Genomic DNA, 22,820 nt, shown 5'->3' with positions numbered 1-22,820 from the left:
TGTGGTCGCGGACGGACGACCTCCTTGCCTCGGGCGGGTGTTCGGGGCGGGGGAGGAGTATCCGCCGGGGCGCATTCGACGGAGCACATGCGGTGCCGGCACCCCTCCTGAGCGCCTCCGTCATGGCAGCATGGGTGAACCGGTGCGTACGGTGCACCGGTTGTCCACAGCCTGTGGAGGCGTCGATGCGGTGGTTGGTGGGATGGAGCAGCGCCACCGCGGGCGCCCCGGTGTTCGGCTCCGCCGGCGCCACCGGTTCCGACGGCGAGACACTGCAACCGGTGGGGTCCCACCCGTTGTGGGGCGACCCCGACCCGCTGTGGGCGGTCGGCGACTGGCGCCCCGACGAGGTGCGGGTGGTGACCGGCGACGCCGACACCCGGATCGCCGTCCTCGGCACCTGCGGCGCCACCGACGAACAGCTGCGCGTAGCCCTGTTCGCCGCGCGCGGCGGCGCGCTGCGCCATCTGACCGCCTGGCCGGGCAGTTACACCGCCGTCGTGCAGGTGGGCCGCCGGGTCACCGTCTGCGGCGACCTCGCGGGCGCCCGGCCGGTGTTCCACACCCCCTGGGAGGGCGGCACCGCGTACGCGACCGCCGCGCTGCCCCTCGCCGACCTCGTCGAGGCCAATCTCGACTTCGGCCACCTCGCCGCGCTCCTGGCCGCCCCCGATGTGCCGGCCGCGCTCCACGACTCCACCCCGTACGACGGCGTGAAGCGCGTTCCGCCGGGGCATGCGCTGATCCTGCGCGCCGGGGCGCGCGAGATCGCCGGGTACGAGCCCGTCGCCTCGCTCGCCGTCGCCGCGCCGCCCGCCGACCCGGACCGCGCGGTGGACGCCGTCCGGGACGCGCTGATCGAGGCCGTCCGCACCCGGCTCGCCGCGCCCCGGCACGTCCCCGGCGCCGACATCGATCCCGGCCCCGTGCCGGGCATGGGCCCCGCCGAACGGCGCGCGGCGCGCGGAATGCCGGTGCCCGGGATCGGGGCCGACCTCTCCGGCGGGCCCGCCTCCGGGACGCTGGCGCTGCTCGCCGCCGGACTGCCGGGCATGCCGGGGACCGTGCTGGGGCACGGCACGGGCGCGGGGGAACGGCTGCTCGCCGTCACCTTCAACGATCTCGCGGGGGGCTCCGGTGGCGCGGGTGGCGGCACGGGAAGCGGATCGGCGGGCGGGCCCCACGGCGGGCGGGAGGACGAGATGACGCGCGCCGGGGCGCTGGCCGCCAACCCCCGGCTGCACCACGTGGTCGTCCCCGGCGGCGAGGACACCCTGCCGTACGCCGACCTCGACGGGCCGCTCACGGACGAGCCGGCCCCCTCCCTGGTCACCGCCGCCCGGCACCGGGCACGGCTGGCCGCGGGCAGCGCCGACCACTTCACGGGGTACGGGGCCCGGCAGGTGCTCGACGCGCATCCCGCGCGCCTCGCCGACCTCCTCATGGACCGCAAGCGGCGCCATCTCGTGCGGCCCGTCGCCGCGCTGGCGAAGGCCGACGGGTCCGTGATGGTGCCCGGGCGCGTGTACGCCGCGGCCCGGCGCCTGGCGCGTACGCCGTACCGCACGGGGCTCGAGACCCTCGCGGACCAGCTGCTGCACCACCAGCTGGACGACGGGGCCCCCTGGGGCGCGGCGGACGCCTCGCTGGCCTTGCTGACCTGGGGAAGACCCGGTCCGGCGGCGCGCTGGCTGACCGGCGAGGCGCTCGCTGAAGTATCGGTTCGCCTCCAGGCGTCCACCCGCCGGTCCGACGTGGGGCCGGGGCAGCGGCCCGGTGACTTCCGCGCGCGTGCGGCACTGGCCCGGCACGCGGCCGACGTACGGGTACTGGAGCAGGCCGCCGAGATCCGCTTCCAACGGCTGCACACACCGTTCCTCGACAACCAGGTCGTCCGCGCGTGCCGGGCACTGCCCGAGGCGCTGCGGGTGAAGCCGGGGGCACGGGCCTTTGTCCTGCGGTCCGTGCTCGAGGGCGCGGGCGTGCGGGACCTGCCCGCCGGGTGGGGCGCGCCGACCCAGGCGAACACCGCCGCCGCGACGCGGATCGGGCTGCGGGTCGCCGCGGACACCCTGATGACGTTGTTCGACACTCCGCTGCTCGCGGAGGCGGGGCTGGTCGAGGCCCGCGTGGTGCGCAAGGCGCTGCGGGCCGCCGCCGAGGGGGAGCCGCTGCCGCTGGACGGGCTCGCGGATCTGGTCGCGCTGGAGCTGTGGCTGCGGCGGCTGCTGGCGCGCCGGGGAACCTGCTGGACGGGGACGCCCGGACGGCAGCGGGCGGTGCCCGGGGGGATCGCGCCGGAGCGGGGGGCGTTGGCGCGCGGGGTCTGAGCGGAGGCCTGGGCCTGCGGCGCGGGTGACTGCGGCGCTTGGGCAGGACCGGCTCGGGTGCGGGTGGTGGGTCTGCGTCGGACGGCGGGGGCACACATCCATGCCTGCGGCGCCTCTGCGGCTTCGGTGGGGGTGTTCGTAGCGCCCGCGGTGCGTTGTGGGTCGGGGCCGGGGCGGGGCGCCCGCCCTCGGCCCGGCGCGAGGATCGGGTGACTGCGCGGGGACCGGCGTCGACGCGCCGGCCGCTGCGGGCGGACACCCCACCCCGTCACCTTCCCGCCGTGGGCGGCTGTTCTCCGCCCACCGGCCGGTGGGACCGCACGCCGTGCGCGGTGGTGAGGCCGGTGGGCCGCCGGGGCTGTGCGCCGTACGCGGCCGAGTCGTCCGTGGGGCACCTACGCGCAGGTGAAGCGGGACCGGGCCCAGTCGGCCAGGGCCAGGCTGTCGAAGTGGCCGTGGGGTTCCACCACCAGGCGTACGGTCTTGCGGCCCGTCAGGTCCACGTGGACCGGGATCGCCGGGGCGCCGCCCTCGATCCGGCCGGAGTTCCACAGGGGGACGCCGTCCGCGTGGACGGAGAAGGCGACCTTTCCCGGCTTCATCGTCAGGTCGTCCACGCCGACCATCGCGTCGTAGGCGCTGCACGGGCGGTTCAGGTCGATGGTGACGGAGGAGCCGCCGTGGGCCGTCACGCCGCGGGAGTGGCTCCGGTGGGCGATGGACAGGGCCGGCCTCTGCCAGACCCGGCTGCTCGCGCCGATGCGCATTTCGGGGGCGTCGCCGTCGCCGCTGATGTCGTGGGCGGGCTCGCTCCATTGGTGGACCGTCGGCGAGGGCGAGGGAGGGGGCGAGGAAGGGGGCGCCGGAGTCGGCGTGGGGGTGGGTTTCGGGGGCGGCGTGGATTCGGGGGGTGGGGCCGGCTTGGGGGCCGGGGCCGGGGCCTGTGCGGATTTCGGTGCGGAGGCCGGAGCGGCCGGAGCGGCCGGAGCGGGGAGTGGCGGTGCGGGGGCCGGTGCGGGGAGCGGGGATGCCGGTTCCGGGGTCTTCTTCCGGGCCGACGGGGGTTCCTCGCGGACCACGGGGGCCGAGGCGGGCGGGGCGGCCTTCGGCTCCTCGGGGGGCTTCTCGTCGCCCGAGAGGACGAGGGCGATGGCCGCCGCGGTCGCCACCGCGACCACACCGGCCGCCAGGCCCGCCTTCACCGGTGCGGCCAGGCCTTCCGAGGCCGCCGCGCCGGCCGCCCCGCCCGAGCCGCCGGTACCGGCGGCCGCCGCGCCCGCCGCTCCGGCCGTGGCCGTTCCTCCGGCGAGGAGAGCGGCCACCTTGGCGTACCCGGCGGCGCCGAACCAGCCGATGACGGCGACGGGCACCAGGGCGGGGATGCCGCCGGCGACTTCCTGGACCTGGACGGCCGCCAGCCGGCACCGCGCGCATGCGTCCAGGTGCCCCCGCAGCCCCCGTTCGGCGCGGGCGCGCAGCCGGCCGCGCGCGTACGTGCCGAGCTGGTCGGCGTAGCGGGCGCACTCCTCGTCCTCGGTGAGGGCGGCGCTGACGTGCGCCTGGAGGTACGCCTGCTTCAGGCCCTCACGCGCGCGGCCGGCCAGGACGCGGGTGCCGTTGGCGTCCAGGCCGAAGAGCGTGGCGACCGTGCTCGGCGACTCGTCCTCGACCTCGGTGTGCCACAGCACCGCCTGCCAGCGCTCCGGCAGCGACCTGAACGCCTGCATGGCCATGGACTGTTCGGCCTCGTGCATCGCCCTTACGTCGGCGCCCAGCTCCAGGGTGTCGGCGTCGGAGGCGGTGCGCAGGCTCGCGGCCTGGGCGGCGAAGGCCGCGAAGTCGTCGACCAGTCGCTCGCGCTTCGCCGACTGCGTCCAGGACGCCGCCACCCGTCGTACGGAGGTGAGCAGGTACGCGCGTACGGCGTGCTCGGGACCGGAGCCGCCGCGCACCGCCTGGAGCACGCGGACGAAGACCTCGGCGGTCAGGTCGTCCGCGGTGTGGGCGTCCCGGCAGCAGGTACGGGCGTACCGGCGCACCGCGTCCGCGTGACGCCGGTACAGCTCCTCGTACGCCGAGTCGTCCCCGGCGCGGAGCCGGGCGACGAGGTCGGCGTCGGACGGCGGCAGTTCGCGCGGGGGCAGCGGGACGCTCTCCCCGCGCCGGCCGCGCTGGGCGGGGACCACGCCGTCCGGGTCGTCCCTGTCGTCGGGGGGCACGCTCGCGCGCCATCCCTGTCCCGGCACCTGCGGTGGGCCCTGTGCCCCGGGGTCGTCGTCACCGTACGACTCGTCCCGCCCGTCAACGCTCATCGCGGAAGCCCCCGCCACCTGCACCATCAGTCCTGACCACGGGTCAGGGTGCCATATTGGCTTTTGGTCAGGACAGCTCAGGACGCCCCATCCACCCGTCCGAGGGTTTCTGTCGCACAGGAGTGTGGACAGTCACCCGTTCGGGAAAAGGGTGGAGCCCGTCCGGTGCGGACGGGCCCCGTCGGCCGCGCGCACCCTCACGCCGGGCGCGAGCGCAGGCCCTCCAGCAGGATGTCCAGCAGCCGGGCCGAGGCCGCCGCCTGCTGGGCAGGGTCCGGCAGCGAGGGCGCGGCCGTGGCGATCACCAGGAGCACGTCCGAGACCGACACGTCCGGCCGCAGCGCGCCCGCCTCACGGGCACGCTCCACGAGCCGGCCGACGACATCGAGAAGCTGCGCCGCACCGGCGTCGTCCCCCCCGGCGGCGGCCGGCCCCTCCTCGGGCACCAGCCGCAGCTCGGCGCCGGCCGGCTGCGAGCGCTGCTGCGGCACGCGCGCGTGGTCGTGCTCGTCCGCCACGCCCACCCGCAGCACCTGCGGCGGCAGCAGCCGCCCGGCGCCCGAGGCGACCGACGTGCGCAGGAAGCGGGCCAGCGCCGACCACGGCTCGTCCTCCTGACCGAGCGCCGTCCGTGCCTGGTCGGTCAGCCGGGAGGTCTCCTCCTCGGCTATCCGCCGCACCAGGACGTCCTTGCTCGGAAAGCGCCGGTACACCGTGCCCACACCGACCCGGGCCCGGCGCGCCACGTCCTCCATCGGCGCGCCGTAACCCAGCTCGCCGAAGACCTCGCGTGCCGCGCGCAGCACGTGCTCCAGATTGCGCTGCGCGTCCACGCGCAGCGGTGTCGTGCGCGGCCCTCCCGCGCGCCCGTGGCCCGGTGACGCGCTCAGCGCGGTGCCGGGCGCCACGGTGGACGCGGACGACCAATGAGAATCCTGAACATGCATACGTATTCCCCCGGTGATGACGTCTCCCCCCGGAGACTCCCCGCCACAGATGGCCGGCGTTCGAGGAACATGCCCGGTGGCCGGGCCCGCCTGTCGCGGACCCGAATGAGCGCATCCCCCTACACCCCGTCGACGTACGAACATAGTTGAGAGGGGGTCAATTCAGAAGGGGCAGGTTCCGCACGGAGTGCCCCCCGATCGGAGTACGGGGCGCATTGGTCCCGTGTGTACCCCGGGGAAAGCGCCGGAAAAGCGCAGCTGACCTGCGCACACGCCGTTCGTGCGGGCGATCCGGACCGCTCGGCGCGTTCACGGCCTCCGGTCACACAATTCGTCGGGGCTGTGGACAAACGCAAGCGGCGGGTGCGTCATGGGATGGTGAAGGAACGTGCGCGCATTCTCGTTGTCGGTGGCGGTTACGTCGGGATGTACACGGCCCTGCGCCTGCAGCGGAGGCTGAAACGGGAGATCGCCCGGGGCGCGGCCGAGATCACCGTCGTCACCCCCGATCCGTACATGACATACCAGCCGTTCCTCCCCGAGGCGGCCGCCGGTGCCATTTCTCCTCGCCACGTCGTCGTACCGCTGCGTCGCGTCCTGGACCGGTGCCGCATCCTCATCGGCGAGGTCTCCGCCATCGACCACGCCGCACGCGTCGCCACCGTCACCACCCTCGCCGACGAAGAGGCGGGCAGCAGCGGGAAGGACGGTGGCCGCGCGGTGGTGTACGACGAACTCGTCCTCGCACCCGGCTCCGTCTCGCGCACCCTGCCGGTCCCCGGTCTCGCCGACCACGCCATCGGCTTCAAGACCCTCGAGGAGGCCATCGGGCTGCGCAACCACGTCCTCGAACAGATGGACATCGCCTCCTCCACCCGCGACCCCGCGATCCGCGACGCCGCCCTCACCTTCGTCTTCGTCGGCGGCGGCTACGCGGGCGTCGAGGCGCTCGGCGAACTGGAGGACATGGCCCGTTACGCCACGCGGTACTACCACAACCTCCGCCCCGAGGACATGAAGTGGATCCTGGTCGAGGCCTCGGACCGCATCCTGCCCGAGGTCGGCGAGGACATGGGCCGCTACACGGTCAGCGAACTGCGCCGTCGCAACATCGACGTACGCCTGGAAACCCGCCTGGAGTCCTGCGCCGACCGCGTCGCCGTGCTCAGTGACGGCGCCCGCTTCCCCACCCGCACCGTCGTGTGGACCGCCGGCGTCAAACCGCATCCCGTCCTCGCCGCCACCGACCTGGCGCGCGACGAACGCGGACGGCTGCGGTGCACCGCCGAACTCGCCGTCGAGGGCGCCCCGCACGCGTGGGCCGCGGGCGACGCCGCAGCCGTCCCCGACGCCACCGCCGGGGAACCCGGCCGGGAATGCGCCCCCAACGCCCAGCACGCGCTCCGCCAGGCGAAGGTCCTGGCCGACAACATCGCGCACTCCCTGCGCGGCGAACCCCTTCAGACGTACGCCCACTCGTACGCCGGGTCGGTCGCCTCCCTGGGGCTGCACAAGGGCGTCGCCCACGTCTACGGGCGCAAGATCAAGGGCTACCCCGCCTGGTTCATGCACCGCACCTACCACCTGAGCCGCGTCCCCACCTTCAACCGCAAGGCACGCGTGGCCGCCGAATGGACCCTCGCCGGGCTCTTCAAACGGGAGATCGTCTCCCTGGGTTCACTCGAACACCCGCGGGCCGAGTTCGAACTCGCGGCCGGTGGAAAGCCTTCTCAGGACCCCCCGGACAACCCGAAGGAGTCGTCCTGAGCGCGCCCAGGAACTCCACGGACCGGCCCGACGTCTGACGGATGTCGGCCCGGTCGGCAGCCTGCCAGACTGGTCCACCACCGAGGGCGGGCCACTGCCTTTTCCCGGTGCGGCCCAGGGGCCCCGGCCGGTCCCGTTTCCCGGCCGCCGACAACTAACACGAGGCAAGGATTCGTGAACTTCACCCGCTGGAGCGCCCGGCTCCCCGGAACGCAGCGCCGCGCCGCAGCGCGCAGCGAGGACGCGGTCTCTCCGGACCGGCGGGGAGAGGGCTCCGTGCCCACGGCCCGCGCCGAACAACTCATCGAGGATTCACGGCCCGTGCCGGCCGTCGACGACCTCAGGGTGCGCGAGGTCCTCGACCACGTCCCCTCCCTCGTCGCCCTGGTGCACGGCCCGGACCACCGCATCGCCTACGTCAACGACGCCTACACGGCCCGCTTCGGCGCCCGCCCGGTCGGCGCCCCCGCGCGGGAAGCGCTCCCGGAACTCGCCGAACTCGGCCTGCTGCCCCTCCTCGACCAGGTCCTGCGCAGCGGAAAGTCCCGCACGGTCAAGTCCCGCAAGGCCCCCGACGGCCGCTCCTACACCTTCACCTGCACCCCGGTCACCCAGGGCGAAGGCAGCGCTGTGCTGGTCTTCGCCACCGACGTCACCGACCACGCCGAGGCCGCCGAACGCCTGCGCGCGAGCGAGCGCCGCCAGCGCGAGACCGCCGTCACCCTCCAGCGCTCCCTGCTCCCGCAGGAGCTCGAGGAACCCGACGACCTGCGGGTCGCCGCCACCTACCACCCCGGCGGCACCGAGGCCGCCGTCGGCGGCGACTGGTACGACGTGATCACCCTCGGCGGCGGGCGCACCGCCCTGGTCATCGGCGACGTCATGGGCCGGGGCGTGCGCGCGGCGGCCGTCATGGGCCAGCTCCGTACGGCGGTGCGCGCCTATGCCCGCCTCGACCTCCCCCCGCACGAGATCCTCCAACTGCTCGACGGCCTCGCCATGGAGATCGACGCCAACCAGATCGCCACCTGCGCGTACGCCATCCACGACCCCAACGAGGGCACCCTCGTCTACGCCTCCGCCGGCCACCTGCCCATTCTGGTGCGCGACGAGCACGGCACCGTCCAGCGCGCCGACGAACCCACCGGCCCCCCGCTCGGCACCGGCGGCTGGATGCACTCCTCCGGCTCGATCCCCCTGGCCCCCGGCTCCACCGCCGTCCTCTACACGGACGGCCTGGTGGAGCGCCGCAACGAGGACCTCGACGAGGGCATCGCCGCCCTGGAGCGCGCCCTGGCGGGCGCGACCGGCACCCCTCAGGTGATCTGCGACCGCCTGGTCCGCTCGGCGGGCGTGACCCCGGAGCACGACGACGACGTCGCCGTACTGGTGCTCCAGCACCCCGCTCGCGAGGGTCCGGAGAGCGAGCTGTTCCACAACGCCGCCCTGGACCTGCTGGGCGGCGTCGAGGCGGCTCCCCGTGCGCGTGCCTTCGCCTCCGGCGTGCTCACCAGCTGGCGCTTCCCCACCGACCTGCACGACCTGGGCGTCCTGGCCACCAGCGAACTGGTCGCCAACTCCCTCCAGCACGGCATCCCGCCCATGCGGCTGCGCCTGCGCCGCACCGACCGCCGGCTGATCGTCGAGGTCACCGACGGCGACGACCACCTGCCGAGACGCCGCCGCGCGGAACCCGCCGACGAGTCCGGCCGGGGCATCGCCATCGTCGCGACGATCGCCTCCAACTGGGGAAGCCGGCGCACCCCGGGCGGCGGCAAGTCCGTCTGGTGCGAGTTCGCCCTGCCGAAACCGGTCGCCCGCTAGCGAGCGGAACGCTGTGCGGGGTCGTCGCTCTCAGGCGTGCGCCGGGGACTGGCCCGCCGGTGCGGTACCGCCCTGGATGACGACCAGGCTCCGCGCCGTCGACGGCCGGTCCTGCACCTGTGTGAGCTGTCGGCCCAGCCGCAGCGCGAGCACGGTGATCGCCAGTGAGAACAGCACGAAGACCACGATGTACGGCCCGTGCAGCGAGGCCCCCATCGGCCCGCCCACCGCCGGCCCGAGGGCCAGCGCGAGCTGCTTCACCAGGGCGAACGCCGAGTTGTACTGACCCGCCAGCCCTTCCGGCGCGAGATCCACGACCAGCGGCGCGAGCGTCGGCGACAGCATCGACTCACCGAGCCCGAACAGGGCGTACGTCGAGATGAAGGCGGCGGTCGCCATCGCCTGGCTGCCGTTCCCGAGGCCCGCGTACCCGGCCACGGCCCACGCCACGGCCCAGAGCAGCCCCACCGACGCGATCACGCGCGTGCGGCTGCGGCGCTCCACGAACCGCAGCACCACGAACTGCGCGAGCACGATGGCCAGCGTGTTCGCCGCCAGCGCCGTTCCCAGCGTCGACGTCGAGATACCGGCCGCCTCGACCCCGTACGCGCTCAGCCCCGACTCGAACTGTCCGTAGCAGGCGAAGAACAGCACGAAGCCCAGCACGCACAGCTGCACCATGGCCCGGTTGCCCGTCAGCTGCTTCCAGCTGCCCTTGGCCGACGGGGCCGGCGCGCCCTCGACACGCGGCGAACGCGGCATCCGCACCGTCGCCATCACCACGACCAGCAGCAGGAACATCGCCGCCTCGATCGAGAACAGCACGGTGAAGGAGGAGGCCCTGGTCGTGTCGACGAGGTGCCCGCCGATGAGACCGCCGACCCCGAGTCCGAGGTTCTGCAGGAAGAACTGCATGGCGAACGCACGCGACCGGGTCTGAGCAGTGGAGCAGTCCACGATCATCGTCGCCAGCGCCGGCTGCATCACGGCCTGCCCGGCCCCGAGCGCGGCCGCCGACACCAGCACGCTCGACGCGCCGTTCGACAGGCCCAGGCTCAGCGCCCCGACGGCGGCCGTGACCAGGGCGACGAGCAGCACCGGCAGCGGACCCCGCCGGACGATGGCCCGCCCGGCGAACGGCAGCACGATCAGCGCCGCCACAGCGAACACGGCGAGCACGAGCCCCGCCGTCGTGGCCCCGAGCCCTCGTACCTGCGCCACATAGACGTACAGGTAGGGAACGGTGAAGCCGAGCCCGAACGCACTGAGTGCGTTGCCCACGTGGATCCGGCGCATCGCAGCGCCCATCGCCCTGGTCACGTTCACCTCTTTCAGAAGTTAGGAGTGAAGACTTAGAAGCTAAAGTTCGAAGGTGAAGAGTACACGTCGAACAACTTCAATGCGAAGGGCTTCGAGGTGAAGGGTGGCGTGCCATACTGCGGCCATGGGCGAGACCTCCGGCCTCAACGAGCCGACACTCGAAGAGCAGATCGCCGCGTACCAGCGCGAGTTCCAGGACCTCGACCCCCAGGTCGAGAAGATCGTCAACGCGCTGTCCCGGCTGAATCGCCGTATGAACGTCGCCTACGGCCGCCAGACCGCCGAGCTCGGCATCACCAATGCCGACTGGGAGGTCCTCAAGGTCCTCGTCCTGGCCGGCTCCCCGTACCGCATGGGTCCCAGCGATCTCGCCAAGCGTCTCGGACTCACGCCGGCCGCCATGACCCACCGGATCGACCGCATGGTCGCGGAGGGGCTCGTCAACCGGGAACGGGACGAGACGAACCGCGTGCGGGTCATCGTCGAGGCGACACCCGCCGGCCGCGAGAAGTGGCTCGAGGTGATGCGCATGGCGGCGGGTTTCGAGGAGGACCTGCTCCAGGACCTCTCCTCGGAGGAGCGGATCGCCCTGGGTGAGGTGCTCACCCGCCTCCTGCGCAGGGTGGAGGACGCCCAGCCCGACGCCGGTGGACGCCTCACCGACCTGGACTGACGGACTTGCCCCTCGGACGGTCGAAAAGATCTTGACAGAGGTCACTTGACTTCCCTCTCCCCGATCCGTAGGGTTCTTCGAGTTGTCATCGGGACGTAACGGTTCTTCGGCAGCACTTCCGCCGCGAGAGCGGCACTCAAAACCCCAGCACGACCTCCCCAGCGGACAGATTTCGGTATGCCCGAGTTCAATTCGCACGGGACGCCGCTGCTCGATTCGGATCCGAACGGCTCCGATTTGAGAAGCGGCGAGCGGGTCCGCTAAGGTTTGAGACGTCGGAACGGCCCAAGGGCCGGAAAGACGAACCCCGCTGACTGGGGGTCAGGTCGAAGAAAAAAGATCTGATAGAGTCGGAGCCGCCGGAAAGGGAAACGCGGAAGCGGGAACCCGGAAGGCGAAACCCCGAGGAAATCGGATCGGAAAGATCTGGTAGAGTCGGGGACACGAAATACCGAAGGGAAGCGCCCGGAGGAAAGCCCGAGAGGGTGAGTACAAAGGAAGCGTCCGTTCCTTGAGAACTCAACAGCGTGCCAAAAATCAACGCCAGATATGTTGATACCCCGTCTCCGGCCGTTCGGCCGGGACGAGGTTCCTTTGAAGAAAAACACAGCGAGGACGCTGTGAACGGCCGGGCCTATTCCGCCCGACCGTTCCGCTCTCGTGATGTGTCGACCCGCAGTCCTTAACCGGACGCAGCCGGGAAAGCATTCACGGAGAGTTTGATCCTGGCTCAGGACGAACGCTGGCGGCGTGCTTAACACATGCAAGTCGAACGATGAACCACTTCGGTGGGGATTAGTGGCGAACGGGTGAGTAACACGTGGGCAATCTGCCCTTCACTCTGGGACAAGCCCTGGAAACGGGGTCTAATACCGGATAACACTTCCACTCGCATGGGTGGGGGTTAAAAGCTCCGGCGGTGAGGGATGAGCCCGCGGCCTATCAGCTTGTTGGTGAGGTAATGGCTCACCAAGGCGACGACGGGTAGCCGGCCTGAGAGGGCGACCGGCCACACTGGGACTGAGACACGGCCCAGACTCCTACGGGAGGCAGCAGTGGGGAATATTGCACAATGGGCGAAAGCCTGATGCAGCGACGCCGCGTGAGGGATGACGGCCTTCGGGTTGTAAACCTCTTTCAGCAGGGAAGAAGCGAAAGTGACGGTACCTGCAGAAGAAGCGCCGGCTAACTACGTGCCAGCAGCCGCGGTAATACGTAGGGCGCGAGCGTTGTCCGGAATTATTGGGCGTAAAGAGCTCGTAGGCGGCTTGTCGCGTCGATTGTGAAAGCCCGGGGCTTAACCCCGGGTCTGCAGTCGATACGGGCAGGCTAGAGTGTGGTAGGGGAGATCGGAATTCCTGGTGTAGCGGTGAAATGCGCAGATATCAGGAGGAACACCGGTGGCGAAGGCGGATCTCTGGGCCATTACTGACGCTGAGGAGCGAAAGCGTGGGGAGCGAACAGGATTAGATACCCTGGTAGTCCACGCCGTAAACGGTGGGAACTAGGTGTTGGCGACATTCCACGTCGTCGGTGCCGCAGCTAACGCATTAAGTTCCCCGCCTGGGGAGTACGGCCGCAAGGCTAAAACTCAAAGGAATTGACGGGGGCCCGCACAAGCAGCGGAGCATGTGGCTTAATTCGACGCAACGCGAAGAACCTTACCAAGGCTTGACATACACCGGAAAGCATTAGAGATAGTGCCCCCCTTGTGGTCGGTGTACAGGTGGTGCATGGCTGTCGTCAGCTCGTGTCGTGAGATGTTGGGTTAAGTCCCGCAACGAGCGCAACCCTTGTCCCGTGTTGCCAGCAAGCCCCTTCGGGGGTGTTGGGGACTCACGGGAGACCGCCGGGGTCAACTCGGAGGAAGGTGGGGACGACGTCAAGTCATCATGCCCCTTATGTCTTGGGCTGCACACGTGCTACAATGGCCGGTACAATGAGCTGCGATACCGTGAGGTGGAGCGAATCTCAAAAAGCCGGTCTCAGTTCGGATTGGGGTCTGCAACTCGACCCCATGAAGTCGGAGTTGCTAGTAATCGCAGATCAGCATTGCTGCGGTGAATACGTTCCCGGGCCTTGTACACACCGCCCGTCACGTCACGAAAGTCGGTAACACCCGAAGCCGGTGGCCCAACCCCCTTGTGGGGAGGGAGCTGTCGAAGGTGGGACTGGCGATTGGGACGAAGTCGTAACAAGGTAGCCGTACCGGAAGGTGCGGCTGGATCACCTCCTTTCTAAGGAGCACTTCTTACCGGGCTTGCCCGGTCAGAGGCCAGTACATCGGCGCATGTCCGATGCTGGTTGCTCATGGGTGGAACGTTGATTATTCGGCACTCTTGATCGTCTTCTTCTTCCAGTACTGCCCGCACGGGTGTGGAACGTCGAGGGAGGCGGCGGGGAGTGCCGGGCACGCTGTTGGGTGTCTGAGGGCACGGCCGTAAGGTCTGTCTTCGGGATGCCGACCCCAGTGAACTCCGGTTGTTGCCGGGGGTGATGGGTGGTTGGTCGTTGTTTGAGAACTGCACAGTGGACGCGAGCATCTGTGGCCAAGTTTTTAAGGGCGCACGGTGGATGCCTTGGCACCAGGAACCGATGAAGGACGTGGGAGGCCACGATAGGCCCCGGGGAGTCGTCAACCAGGCTTTGATCCGGGGGTGTCCGAATGGGGAAACCCGGCAGTCGTCATGGGCTGTCACCCATACCTGAACACATAGGGTATGTGGAGGGAACGCGGGGAAGTGAAACATCTCAGTACCCGCAGGAAGAGAAAACAACCGTGATTCCGGGAGTAGTGGCGAGCGAAACCGGATGAGGCCAAACCGTATGTGTGTGAGACCCGGCAGGGGTTGCGCATGCGGGGTTGTGGGATCTCTCTTTCACGGTCTGCCGGCCGTGGGACGAGTCAGAAACCGTTGATGTAGGCGAAGGACATGCGAAAGGTCCGGCGTAGAGGGTAAGACCCCCGTAGTCGAAACATCAGCGGCTCGTTTGAGAGACACCCAAGTAGCACGGGGCCCGAGAAATCCCGTGTGAATCTGGCGGGACCACCCGCTAAGCCTAAATATTCCCTGGTGACCGATAGCGGATAGTACCGTGAGGGAATGGTGAAAAGTACCGCGGGAGCGGAGTGAAATAGTACCTGAAACCGTGTGCCTACAAGCCGTGGGAGCGTCGCGCAAGGACTTGTCCTTGCGTCGTGACTGCGTGCCTTTTGAAGAATGAGCCTGCGAGTTTGCGGTGTGTTGCGAGGTTAACCCGAGTGGGGAAGCCGTAGCGAAAGCGAGTCCGAACAGGGCGTTTCAGTAGCATGCTCAAGACCCGAAGCGGAGTGATCTAGCCATGGGCAGGTTGAAGCGGAGGTAAGACTTCGTGGAGGACCGAACCCACCAGGGTTGAAAACCTGGGGGATGACCTGTGGTTAGGGGTGAAAGGCCAATCAAACTCCGTGATAGCTGGTTCTCCCCGAAATGCATTTAGGTGCAGCGTCGTGTGTTTCTTGCCGGAGGTAGAGCACTGGATAGGCGATGGGCCCTACCGGGTTACTGACCTTAGCCAAACTCCGAATGCCGGTAAGTGAGAGCGCGGCAGTGAGACTGTGGGGGATAAGCTCCATGGTCGAGAGGGAAACAGCCCAGAGCATCGACTAAGGCCCCCAAGCGTACGCTAAGTGGGAAAGGATGTGGAGTCGCACAGACAACCAGGAGGTTGGCTTAGAAGCAGCCACCCTTGAAAGAGTGCGTAATAGCTCACTGGTCTAGTGATTCCGCGCCGACAATGTAGCGGGGCTCAAGCGTACCGCCGAAGTCGTGTCATTCATACAACAGGGCCAACGCCCGTATGGATGGGTAGGGGAGCGTCGTGTGCCGGGTGAAGCAGCCGCGGAAGCGAGTTGTGGACGGTTCACGAGTGAGAATGCAGGCATGAGTAGCGATACACACGTGAGAAACGTGTGCGCCGATTGACTAAGGGTTCCTGGGTCAAGCTGATCTGCCCAGGGTAAGTCGGGACCTAAGGCGAGGCCGACAGGCGTAGTCGATGGATAACCGGTTGATATTCCGGTACCCGCTGTGAAGCGTCAAACATCGAGCATCGTGATGCTAAGGCCGTGAAGCCGTTCCGGACCCTTCGGGGAATGGAAAGTGGTGGAGCCGCCGGCCCAAGCGGTTAGTAGGTGAGTGATGGGGTGACGCAGGAAGGTAGTCCAGCCCGGGCGGTGGTTGTCCCGGGGTAAGGGTGTAGCCCGTCATCCAGGTAAATCCGGATGGCATGTGGGTGAGACCTGATGCCGAGCCGATTGTGGTGAAGTGGATGATCCTATGCTGTCGAGAAAAGCCTCTAGCGAGTTTCATGGCGGCCCGTACCCTAAACCGACTCAGGTGGTCAGGTAGAGAATACCGAGGCGTTCGGGTGAACTATGGTTAAGGAACTCGGCAAAATGCCCCCGTAACTTCGGGAGAAGGGGGGCCATGTCCGGTGATGGGGTTTTCCCTCTGAGCTGGGTGTGGCCGCAGAGACCAGCGAGAAGCGACTGTTTACTAAAAACACAGGTCCGTGCGAAGCCGTAAGGCGATGTATACGGACTGACGCCTGCCCGGTGCTGGAACGTTAAGGGGACCGGTTAGTCACTCTTCGGGGTGGCGAAGCTGAGAACTTAAGCGCCAGTAAACGGCGGTGGTAACTATAACCATCCTAAGGTAGCGAAATTCCTTGTCGGGTAAGTTCCGACCTGCACGAATGGCGTAACGACTTCTCGACTGTCTCAACCATAGGCCCGGTGAAATTGCACTACGAGTAAAGATGCTCGTTTCGCGCAGCAGGACGGAAAGACCCCGGGACCTTTACTACAGTTTGATATTGGTGTTCGGTTCGGCTTGTGTAGGATAGCTGGGAGACTTTGAAGCTGCCACGCCAGTGGTGGTGGAGTCGTCGTTGAAATACCAGTCTGGTCGTGCTGGATGTCTAACCTGGGTCCGTGATCCGGATCAGGGACAGTGTCTGATGGGTAGTTTAACTGGGGCGGTTGCCTCCTAAAGAGTAACGGAGGCGCCCAAAGGTTCCCTCAGCCTGGTTGGTAATCAGGTGTTGAGTGTAAGTGCACAAGGGAGCTTGACTGTGAGACCGACGGGTCGAGCAGGGACGAAAGTCGGGACTAGTGATCCGGCGGTGGCTTGTGGAAGCGCCGTCGCTCAACGGATAAAAGGTACCCCGGGGATAACAGGCTGATCTTCCCCAAGAGTCCATATCGACGGGATGGTTTGGCACCTCGATGTCGGCTCGTCGCATCCTGGGGCTGGAGTCGGTCCCAAGGGTTGGGCTGTTCGCCCATTAAAGCGGTACGCGAGCTGGGTTTAGAACGTCGTGAGACAGTTCGGTCCCTATCCGCTGTGCGCGTAGGAGTCTTGAGAAGGGCTGTCCCTAGTACGAGAGGACCGGGACGGACGAACCTCTGGTGTGCCAGTTGTCCTGCCAAGGGCATGGCTGGTTGGCTACGTTCGGGAGGGATAACCGCTGAAAGCATCTAAGCGGGAAGCCTGCTTCGAGATGAGGACTCCCACCTCTATAAGAGGGTAAGGCTCCCAGTAGACGACTGGGTTGATAGGCCGGATATGGAAGCACGGCAACGTGTGGAGTTGACCGGTACTAATAGGCCGAGGGCTTGTCCTCAGTTGCTCGCGTCCACTGTGTTGGTTCTGAAACCACGAACAACCCCGCACCCGTCCCCGGACGGTGTGTGGTGCGGTTGGATTGATTGTTTCATAGTGTTTCGGTGGTCATAGCGTAGGGGAAACGCCCGGTTACATTCCGAACCCGGAAGCTAAGCCTTACCGCGCCGATGGTACTGCAGGGGGGACCCTGTGGGAGAGTAGGACGCCGCCGAACAATTTTTGTGAAGGGAAAGCCCCGTGCCATTCGGCACGGGGCTTTCTGCGTTTCCCGTGGGTTTATGACGGCTCCACCAGCTTGGTGTCGTACGCCAGGATCACTGCCTGGATGCGATCCCTCGAGCCCGTCTTCGCGAGGATGCGGCCCACGTGGGTTTTCACCGTCGATTCGGCGAGGTGGAGGCGGGTGGCGATCTCCGTGTTGGTCCAGCCCTGGCCGATGACAGTGAGGATCTCGCGTTCGCGTTCGGTGAGGGAGTCCAGACGGGGGTCGGTGGGCGGAGTCGTGGACGTGGAAGGGCCCTGGCGGGCCGGTGCCGGCAAGTGGTGGGCGTAGGCGTCGAGGAGACGGCGGGTCAGGCCGGGTGCGACGACCGCGTCGCCGGTGGCCACGGAGCGGATTCCGGAGAGGAGGTCCTCCGGCTGGGCGTCCTTGACGAGGAAGCCGGAGGCGCCGGCGCGGAGGCCTGCGTAGGCGTACTCGTCGAGGTCGAACGTCGTGAGGATGAGGACGCGGGTGCGGTCGCCGGCGGAGACGATGTGGCGGGTGGCCTCGATGCCGTCCATGCCGGGCATGCGGATGTCCATCAGGACGACGTCGGGGTGCAGTTCGGCTGTCATACGGATCGCTTCGCTGCCGCCCGACGCCTCGCCGAGGACCGTCATGTCGTCCTGGCTCTCCAGCAGCATGGGAGAAGCCGGCTTGGGCTGTCGGCGTTGTGGGTGATGGTGCGCCAGCCGCCGCCGAGGACGTCGATGAGGGCAGCGGTCAGCCAGAAGCCGGTGACGTGCAGGTCCCACAGCAGCGGGTGGCGCCGGTCGAAGGCGCGCACCCGCCGGGTGACGCGCTGGACGTACTGGGTGAGGGGTTCGGCGGCGCGCTCGCCCGTCGGATGCCTCGTCCCCTCTGCTGCGGGTGCTCTCCGGTCCGCCGCCACGAGGTCCATGGTGGTGGGTCCGTCCGTCGGGGAAACACTTGGGCTTCGATGCTCGTCCGGGTGAGGGCGCGGGACGTCGGTCCACGGGCGGTAATCCGGGTGAGGAGGGTGATACCCCGGTACTACGGTGACCGTTATGAGTACTGCGCGTTCCGGGGGAGGGGAGAGGGGCGGCGCCCTCTGCGGGGAGTACGTGGTCCGGCCCGTGCGGGCCGCGGAGTGGGCTGCGGTGCGGGCGCTGCGGCTCACCGCGCTGCGGGACCCGGTCGCGCCCATCGCCTTCCTGGAGACCTACGAGACGGCGGCAGCCCGTCCGGACGCGTACTGGCAGGAGCGGACGGCGAACGCGGCCGAGGAGGCGGGAGGGGTGCGGCAGTTCGTCGCCGAGACGGCGGACGGTGTTCTGGTGGGCACGGTGGCCGTGCTGATCGAGGAGGCCGGCACGACGGACTGGGCCGGGTACCCCGTCGAGCGGCGGCAGGGGCATCTCGTCGGGGTGTACGTAGGGCCCGAGCACCGGGGACACGGGCTCACCAGGTCGTTGTTCGAAGCCGCGCTGGAGTGGGCGTGGGCGCGGGGGACGGAGCGGGTGCGGCTCATCGTGCACCCCGACAACGGACGGGCTCTCGGCTTCTACCGAAAGGCGGGATTCACCGAGAGCGGGACGACCGTGCCGTTGGAGGGGAAGCCGGACGAGCGCGAGATCGAGATGGTCGTCGAGCGCTGAGGGACACCGGCACCTGCCCTGACGCCGGGACGGCCACTGTCGGCACGGGTCAGCCGGTCCGGAGAGCGGAGCGGGGGAAGGTGACTCCCGTCAGGTCTTCGGAGGCCTCCCACAGACGGCGGGCCACCTCCGCGTCCTGCGCCTTCGCCGAGCGGCCGACCAGTTCCGGGGAGCCGCGGCCTTCCATGAAGCCGCTCGGACCCGCGTAGCTGTCGCCGGGGACGTCCGCGACGGCCGCGTAGAGGGTGGGGAGGGCGCCGGTGTCCTCGCTCTGTGTGAGGAGGCCCGCCACCGCGGTCCTCACGCGGTGGCGGACACGTCCCCGGCCGTCGTACCTCAGCAGGTTGGTGGCCGCCAGGCCCGGGTGCGCGGCGGTGGCGATCACGGAGGAGCCGGCCTCGGTGAGCCGGCGCTGGAGCTCCGAGGTGAACAGCAGGTTGGCGAGCTTGGACTGCGCGTACGCGGGCATCGCCCGGTACGGCTTGCGTTCCCAGTTGAGGTCGTCGAAGTCGATCGAGCCCACCTTGTGGCCGTTGGACGAGAGGGTGACGACCCGCTCCCGGATCTGCGGCAGGAGGAGGTTCGTGAGCGCGAAGTGCCCCAGGTGGTTGGTGCCGAACTGCAGCTCGAAGCCGTCGGCCGTGCGGGAGAACGGCGGGATCATCACGCCCGCGTTGTTGACCAGTACGTCGACGGGGTCGGTGAGGTCCTCGGCGAACGCGCGGACCGAGGAGAGGTCGGCGAGGTCGAGCCGGCGGACCTCGGTGCGGCCGGACACCCCGGCGGCCGCCTCGCGCCCTTTCTCGGTGTCGCGTACGGCGAACACGACGCGCGCCCCCTTGGCGGCGAGGACGCGGGCGGCGACGCGGCCGATTCCGCTGTTCGCGCCGGTGACGACGATCGTGCGGCCCGTCATGGCCGGAATGTCCGCGGTGGAGAACGCTGATGTTGCCATGAACCACAAAGTAGACGCTGACAACAAAGTAGTCAATGGGTACACGCTGTTAGGGTGGGGTCATGTCAGACGTGACCGCGGACGCCGCCGAAGAGAGGCCCTACCATCACGGCAACCTCCGGGCCGCCCTGCTCGACGCGGCCGCGCGCGGCCTGCGGGAGCGTGGCGCGGACCAGCTGTCGCTGCGCGACCTGGCCCGGGAGGTCGGCGTCAGTCACGCCGCGCCGCGTCGGCACTTCCCGGACCGCCAGGCACTGCTCGACGCGCTCGCCGAGGACGGGTTCGCCCGGCTGGACACGGCGCTGCGCACCGCGCCGGCGGGCCCGGACGAGGACTTCCCCTCGCGCGTACGGGCCGCCATGACGGCCTACACCCGCTTCGCCACCGAGAACGCGGCGCTCCTCGAGCTGATGTACACCAGCAAGCACCGGCCGGGTGCGGAGCGGATCGTCAAGGCGGCGGAAGCGCCGTTCGGGCTCATGAACGACCTGATCATCCAGGGCCAGGAGCAGGGAGCGCTCCAGGCGGGCGAACCCGAGCGGATCGGGATCGTCCTGTTCGCGACCCTCCAGGGCATCGCTTCGATCATCAACGGCAACATCGTCCGGCCGGAACTGCTCGACGGGCTGGTGGAGACCGCGGTCGAGCAGTTCCTGCGCGGTGCCCGCCCGCTTGCGTAAGGCTCCCGACGCCTGCCCCGCGCCAACAGCAGCAGCTCACAGTGGCTCTTCCCCGGCCGTCAGCCCGGACAGCCCGTGAACCCGGTCGGCCTTCGAGTCCACCTGCGTGAGATCGGCGCCCCTCCGCAGCGCGGCAGGACCTCCGCGATCCGTCAGCTCCTCCTCCAAGCCCCGGCCCCCGTCATCGCGGAGGCACTCGGCCGTCACGACGAGGCCGCCACCCGCCCGGTCACCGAAACCGGCGGGACCTGGAACCGATACGCCTCCGGCGATCACCAGCGGTGAAGCGCGGGTGCTCACGCCGGGTCCGCTGAGCCTCGCTCGTCCTCGACGTGGACGACGTGGACGACGTGAGATCCAGTGCGGTACCGAGGTCGCTCCGGCTTCGTCGTCCGGGGGCTCTCGAGCCGACCGACCGGCGGGCGGTGAGCAGCCTCACGCCATCGCCCGGCGGGCGGGCGGTGAGCAGCTCAACGCACCAGGCCCGACTCCCACGCCCATGCCGCGATCTCCACACGGTTGCGGGCGCCGAGCTTGCTCTGGATGTTGCTGAGGTGCGCCTTGACCGTACCGGTGCTGATGTGGAGCCCGGCGGCGATCTCCGCGTTGGTGTGTCCCCGGGCCACCAGGCCGACGACGTCCTCCTCCCGCCGGGACAGCGCCCCGCCGGGTGGCCGGGCCCGCTGCCGGGCCGGTTCGGTGAACCGCTGGAGCAGCCGCACCGTGACGGACGGGCTGATCAGCGCCTCGCCCAGGGCCGCCGACCGTACGGCCTCCGCAAGCAGCCGGGGCCCGGCGTCCTTCAGCAGAAAGCCGCAGGCACCGCCCCGCAGCGCGTGGTGCACGTACTCGTCGTCGTCGAAGGTCGTCACCATCACCACCCTCGGCACATGAACCACCCCGGGGCGGGTGAGCAGCCGCAGCGCCTCCAGGCCGTCGAGTCGGGGCATCCGGATGTCCATCAGCACGACGTCCGGACGGTGCCGGGCCACCTGCTCGACCGCTTCCAGGCCGTCCCGGGCCTGCGCGACGACCTCGATGCCGTCCTCGGCCGCGAGGATCATGGCCATACCCGTACGGACGATGGCCTGGTCGTCCGCGATCAGCACACGGATCGTCGTCATCCGGTCCCGCCTCTTCCGGCGTGGAGGCCCGCGGCGCGGCCGTCACCCGCATCGCCGTGGAACGCGGCCGAAGCGCCGGAGAACGAGGCCGCCACCGTCCAACCGCCCCCGTCACCGCCCCTGGGACCGGCCCGAAGGGTTCCGCCGGCCAGGGCGACCCGCTCGCGCAGCCCTCGCAGTCCGTAGCCGTAGCCGTTCCCGCTCCTGCCGCTCCCGCCGCCCGGGGCGCGTCGGCCGTCTCCGTCGTCGCGGATCTCGACGTCGACCGCTCCTCCGGGCGCGGCGGTCAGCAGCACCTCGACCGTGCCGCAGCCGTGGGAGTGCCTGGCCACATTGGTCAGGGCCTCCATCACCACCCGGTGGATGCTGCTCGCCACCTCCGCCGGTATGCCGTCGAGCGGGCCCCGCTCGACGAGCCGGATACGCGCCCCCGGGTACGCGAAGCCGTCGACCAGGGACCGGACCCCGTCGAGCCCGCTGTCCACAGGCAACGGAACCCCCGCACCGGCTCCCGCCCCGACCCCGGCTTCCTCTCTCAGGGCGCCCACCATCCGCCGCATGGCCTCCAGTGCCTCGGCGCCGGTCCGCTCTATGAGTTCCAGGGCGGGCTCCACCAGCTCGGGGTTCCTCGCCGCGACGGCCCGGGCACCCTGGGCCTGGACGACGATGCCCGTCACATGGTGGGCGACGAAGTCGTGCAGGTCGCGGGCGAAGTCCACCCGCTGGTCGAGCCGGACCCGCTCGTCCCGCTGCTCCCGGGCGGCCACCACCAGCCGGGCGGTGAGCCCTGCGGCGAGCGCGGCGCTGGTGAGCAGGGTGAGGAAGAGCGCGACGGTCGTACTGCCCTCCTGCACCCGGATCGCCAGCGGTCGCAGCACCACGGCGGCGGTGAGCAGGGGCACCCCGAGCCCGGCCCCCAGGGGCGTGACCCGGCGCGCGGAGAACAGCAGCAGGACGAGCAGGGCCACGGGCTCGAAAGCCCCGTACGCGGACGAGGCCGCCGGGCCGAGGTCCCCCGCCCCGTCCGAACGGAGGCGGAGAGCCGACGAGCACCCCAGCGAGACGGCCCCCGCCCCGCAGGCGGCCCATGCGACGCCGGCCGCCGACAGCCGCGGAAGCAGCACCAGGGCGACCGCGGCCACGGCGGCCGAGATCAGCAGCGGGGTGCCGGTGACCGGCTGCCGGAACGTGCCCATCCGCAGGTCCAGCAGCGCCGCCGCCATCGCGACGCAGGCCGCGATGACGCCCCCCGCCTTGGCGAGGGCCGCCGCACGACTGGATGAGAGGGGTGAGCACCGCATGCCCCGAAGATATCCGTCGGCCGGGCGGGCCGGCCTC

General features: G+C 69.5%; 14 protein-coding genes, 3 rRNA genes and 1 pseudogene. 10 read left to right on the top strand and 8 right to left on the bottom strand.

Annotation, left to right across the window (positions count from 1 at the left end; all coding sequences use genetic code 11):
- Window positions 1–185: 185 nt before the first annotated feature.
- Window positions 186–2,330 (top strand): asparagine synthase-related protein, encoded by a 2,145-nt coding sequence (locus ACWZEH_RS16135; protein WP_456199154.1) that lies wholly within the window; start codon window positions 186–188, stop codon window positions 2,328–2,330.
- 395 nt (window positions 2,331–2,725) lie between these two features.
- On the opposite strand, the gene ACWZEH_RS16130 is transcribed toward ACWZEH_RS16135, so the two are convergent.
- Together ACWZEH_RS16130 and ACWZEH_RS16125 are read right to left on the bottom strand one after the other, a co-directional pair.
- Entirely contained in the window at window positions 2,726–4,642 is a 1,917-nt protein-coding gene (locus ACWZEH_RS16130; RefSeq protein WP_456199152.1) for a sigma-70 family RNA polymerase sigma factor, read from the bottom strand.
- A 197-nt stretch (window positions 4,643–4,839) separates the two neighbouring features.
- Window positions 4,840–5,589, bottom strand: coding sequence for a TetR/AcrR family transcriptional regulator (locus ACWZEH_RS16125; protein ID WP_456199150.1), 750 nt, complete (start codon window positions 5,587–5,589; stop codon window positions 4,840–4,842).
- Between the two features lie 375 nt (window positions 5,590–5,964).
- Between ACWZEH_RS16125 and ACWZEH_RS16120 the strand changes: the two genes are divergently transcribed.
- A complete protein-coding gene (locus ACWZEH_RS16120) occupies window positions 5,965–7,356 on the top strand; it encodes an NAD(P)/FAD-dependent oxidoreductase (RefSeq protein WP_456199148.1) in 1,392 nt (463 codons plus the stop codon).
- A 174-nt stretch (window positions 7,357–7,530) separates the two neighbouring features.
- Window positions 7,531–9,180 carry an ATP-binding SpoIIE family protein phosphatase gene (locus tag ACWZEH_RS16115; RefSeq protein ID WP_456199146.1) on the top strand — a complete coding sequence of 550 codons (1,650 nt, stop codon included), beginning with the start codon at window positions 7,531–7,533 and terminating at the stop codon, window positions 9,178–9,180.
- A 30-nt stretch (window positions 9,181–9,210) separates the two neighbouring features.
- On the opposite strand, the gene ACWZEH_RS16110 is transcribed toward ACWZEH_RS16115, so the two are convergent.
- Window positions 9,211–10,488 (bottom strand): MDR family MFS transporter, encoded by a 1,278-nt coding sequence (locus ACWZEH_RS16110; protein WP_456199625.1) that lies wholly within the window; start codon window positions 10,486–10,488, stop codon window positions 9,211–9,213.
- Window positions 10,489–10,624: 136 nt separating this feature from the next.
- On the opposite strand from ACWZEH_RS16110, the gene ACWZEH_RS16105 reads away from it, so the two are divergent.
- The 4 genes from ACWZEH_RS16105 (at window position 10,625) to rrf (ending at window position 17,056) form a co-directional block, all read left to right on the top strand.
- Window positions 10,625–11,173 (top strand): MarR family winged helix-turn-helix transcriptional regulator, encoded by a 549-nt coding sequence (locus ACWZEH_RS16105; RefSeq protein ID WP_456199144.1) that lies wholly within the window; start codon window positions 10,625–10,627, stop codon window positions 11,171–11,173.
- Window positions 11,174–11,880: 707 nt separating this feature from the next.
- Window positions 11,881–13,410: ribosomal RNA gene (locus tag ACWZEH_RS16100) — 16S ribosomal RNA — on the top strand.
- Between the two features lie 310 nt (window positions 13,411–13,720).
- Window positions 13,721–16,840, top strand: a 23S ribosomal RNA gene (locus tag ACWZEH_RS16095).
- 99 nt (window positions 16,841–16,939) lie between these two features.
- Window positions 16,940–17,056 (top strand): 5S ribosomal RNA (gene rrf, locus ACWZEH_RS16090).
- The 16S, 23S and 5S rRNA genes sit together here, the layout of an rRNA operon.
- Window positions 17,057–17,118: 62 nt before the next feature.
- On the opposite strand, the gene ACWZEH_RS16085 is transcribed toward rrf, so the two are convergent.
- Together ACWZEH_RS16085 and ACWZEH_RS16080 are read right to left on the bottom strand one after the other, a co-directional pair.
- Window positions 17,119–17,748, bottom strand: a complete 630-nt coding sequence (locus ACWZEH_RS16085) for a response regulator (RefSeq protein ID WP_456199143.1) — start codon at window positions 17,746–17,748, stop codon at window positions 17,119–17,121.
- Between the two features lie 2 nt (window positions 17,749–17,750).
- Window positions 17,751–18,005, bottom strand: a pseudogene (locus tag ACWZEH_RS16080) (sensor histidine kinase); the annotation flags it as partial.
- Window positions 18,006–18,132: 127 nt separating this feature from the next.
- Here ACWZEH_RS16080 and ACWZEH_RS16075 point away from each other — a divergent pair.
- On the top strand, window positions 18,133–18,723 hold the full coding sequence (locus ACWZEH_RS16075) for a GNAT family N-acetyltransferase (protein ID WP_456199142.1): 591 nt from the start codon (window positions 18,133–18,135) through the stop codon (window positions 18,721–18,723).
- 49 nt (window positions 18,724–18,772) lie between these two features.
- Here the strand turns inward: ACWZEH_RS16075 and ACWZEH_RS16070 are convergent, their stop codons facing one another.
- A complete protein-coding gene (locus tag ACWZEH_RS16070) occupies window positions 18,773–19,678 on the bottom strand; it encodes an oxidoreductase (protein ID WP_456199140.1) in 906 nt (301 codons plus the stop codon).
- 62 nt (window positions 19,679–19,740) lie between these two features.
- Here ACWZEH_RS16070 and ACWZEH_RS16065 point away from each other — a divergent pair, with 62 nt between their 5' ends.
- Both ACWZEH_RS16065 and ACWZEH_RS16060 read left to right on the top strand, forming a co-directional pair.
- Complete coding sequence (locus ACWZEH_RS16065) at window positions 19,741–20,358, top strand: TetR/AcrR family transcriptional regulator (protein ID WP_456199139.1); 618 nt, start codon at window positions 19,741–19,743, stop codon at window positions 20,356–20,358.
- A gap of 75 nt (window positions 20,359–20,433) precedes the next feature.
- Window positions 20,434–20,643: a hypothetical protein gene (locus ACWZEH_RS16060; protein WP_456199137.1), complete on the top strand. Its 210-nt coding sequence runs from the start codon at window positions 20,434–20,436 to the stop codon at window positions 20,641–20,643.
- Between the two features lie 185 nt (window positions 20,644–20,828).
- Here ACWZEH_RS16060 and ACWZEH_RS16055 read toward each other — a convergent pair whose 3' ends face one another.
- Together ACWZEH_RS16055 and ACWZEH_RS16050 are read right to left on the bottom strand one after the other, a co-directional pair.
- Window positions 20,829–21,482: a response regulator transcription factor gene (locus ACWZEH_RS16055; protein ID WP_456199135.1), complete on the bottom strand. Its 654-nt coding sequence runs from the start codon at window positions 21,480–21,482 to the stop codon at window positions 20,829–20,831.
- Window positions 21,479–22,783, bottom strand: coding sequence for a sensor histidine kinase (locus ACWZEH_RS16050; RefSeq protein WP_456199134.1), 1,305 nt, complete (start codon window positions 22,781–22,783; stop codon window positions 21,479–21,481). The genes ACWZEH_RS16055 and ACWZEH_RS16050 overlap by 4 nt, the downstream gene beginning before the upstream one ends.
- Window positions 22,784–22,820 lie beyond the last annotated feature (37 nt).

This window comes from Streptomyces yamdrokensis (assembly GCF_053890455.1).
This window is presented reverse-complemented; position numbering and strand designations above follow the sequence as displayed.

Excerpts from the sequence above, each read along its gene's own strand:
- ACWZEH_RS16105 (WP_456199144.1), top strand. The coding sequence starts at position 10,625 with ATGGGCGAGACCTCCGGCCTCAACGAGCCGACACTCGAAGAGCAGATC.
- ACWZEH_RS16075 (WP_456199142.1), top strand. The coding sequence starts at position 18,133 with ATGAGTACTGCGCGTTCCGGGGGAGGGGAGAGGGGCGGCGCCCTCTGC.
- ACWZEH_RS16125 (WP_456199150.1), bottom strand. The coding sequence starts at position 5,589 with ATGCATGTTCAGGATTCTCATTGGTCGTCCGCGTCCACCGTGGCGCCC.
- ACWZEH_RS16085 (WP_456199143.1), bottom strand. The coding sequence starts at position 17,748 with ATGCTGCTGGAGAGCCAGGACGACATGACGGTCCTCGGCGAGGCGTCG.
- ACWZEH_RS16065 (WP_456199139.1), top strand. The coding sequence starts at position 19,741 with ATGTCAGACGTGACCGCGGACGCCGCCGAAGAGAGGCCCTACCATCAC.
- ACWZEH_RS16050 (WP_456199134.1), bottom strand. The coding sequence starts at position 22,783 with ATGCGGTGCTCACCCCTCTCATCCAGTCGTGCGGCGGCCCTCGCCAAG.
- ACWZEH_RS16110 (WP_456199625.1), bottom strand. The coding sequence starts at position 10,488 with ATGGGCGCTGCGATGCGCCGGATCCACGTGGGCAACGCACTCAGTGCG.
- ACWZEH_RS16070 (WP_456199140.1), bottom strand. The coding sequence starts at position 19,678 with ATGGCAACATCAGCGTTCTCCACCGCGGACATTCCGGCCATGACGGGC.
- ACWZEH_RS16130 (WP_456199152.1), bottom strand. The coding sequence starts at position 4,642 with ATGAGCGTTGACGGGCGGGACGAGTCGTACGGTGACGACGACCCCGGG.
- ACWZEH_RS16055 (WP_456199135.1), bottom strand. The coding sequence starts at position 21,482 with ATGACGACGATCCGTGTGCTGATCGCGGACGACCAGGCCATCGTCCGT.
- ACWZEH_RS16135 (WP_456199154.1), top strand. The coding sequence starts at position 186 with ATGCGGTGGTTGGTGGGATGGAGCAGCGCCACCGCGGGCGCCCCGGTG.
- ACWZEH_RS16120 (WP_456199148.1), top strand. The coding sequence starts at position 5,965 with ATGGTGAAGGAACGTGCGCGCATTCTCGTTGTCGGTGGCGGTTACGTC.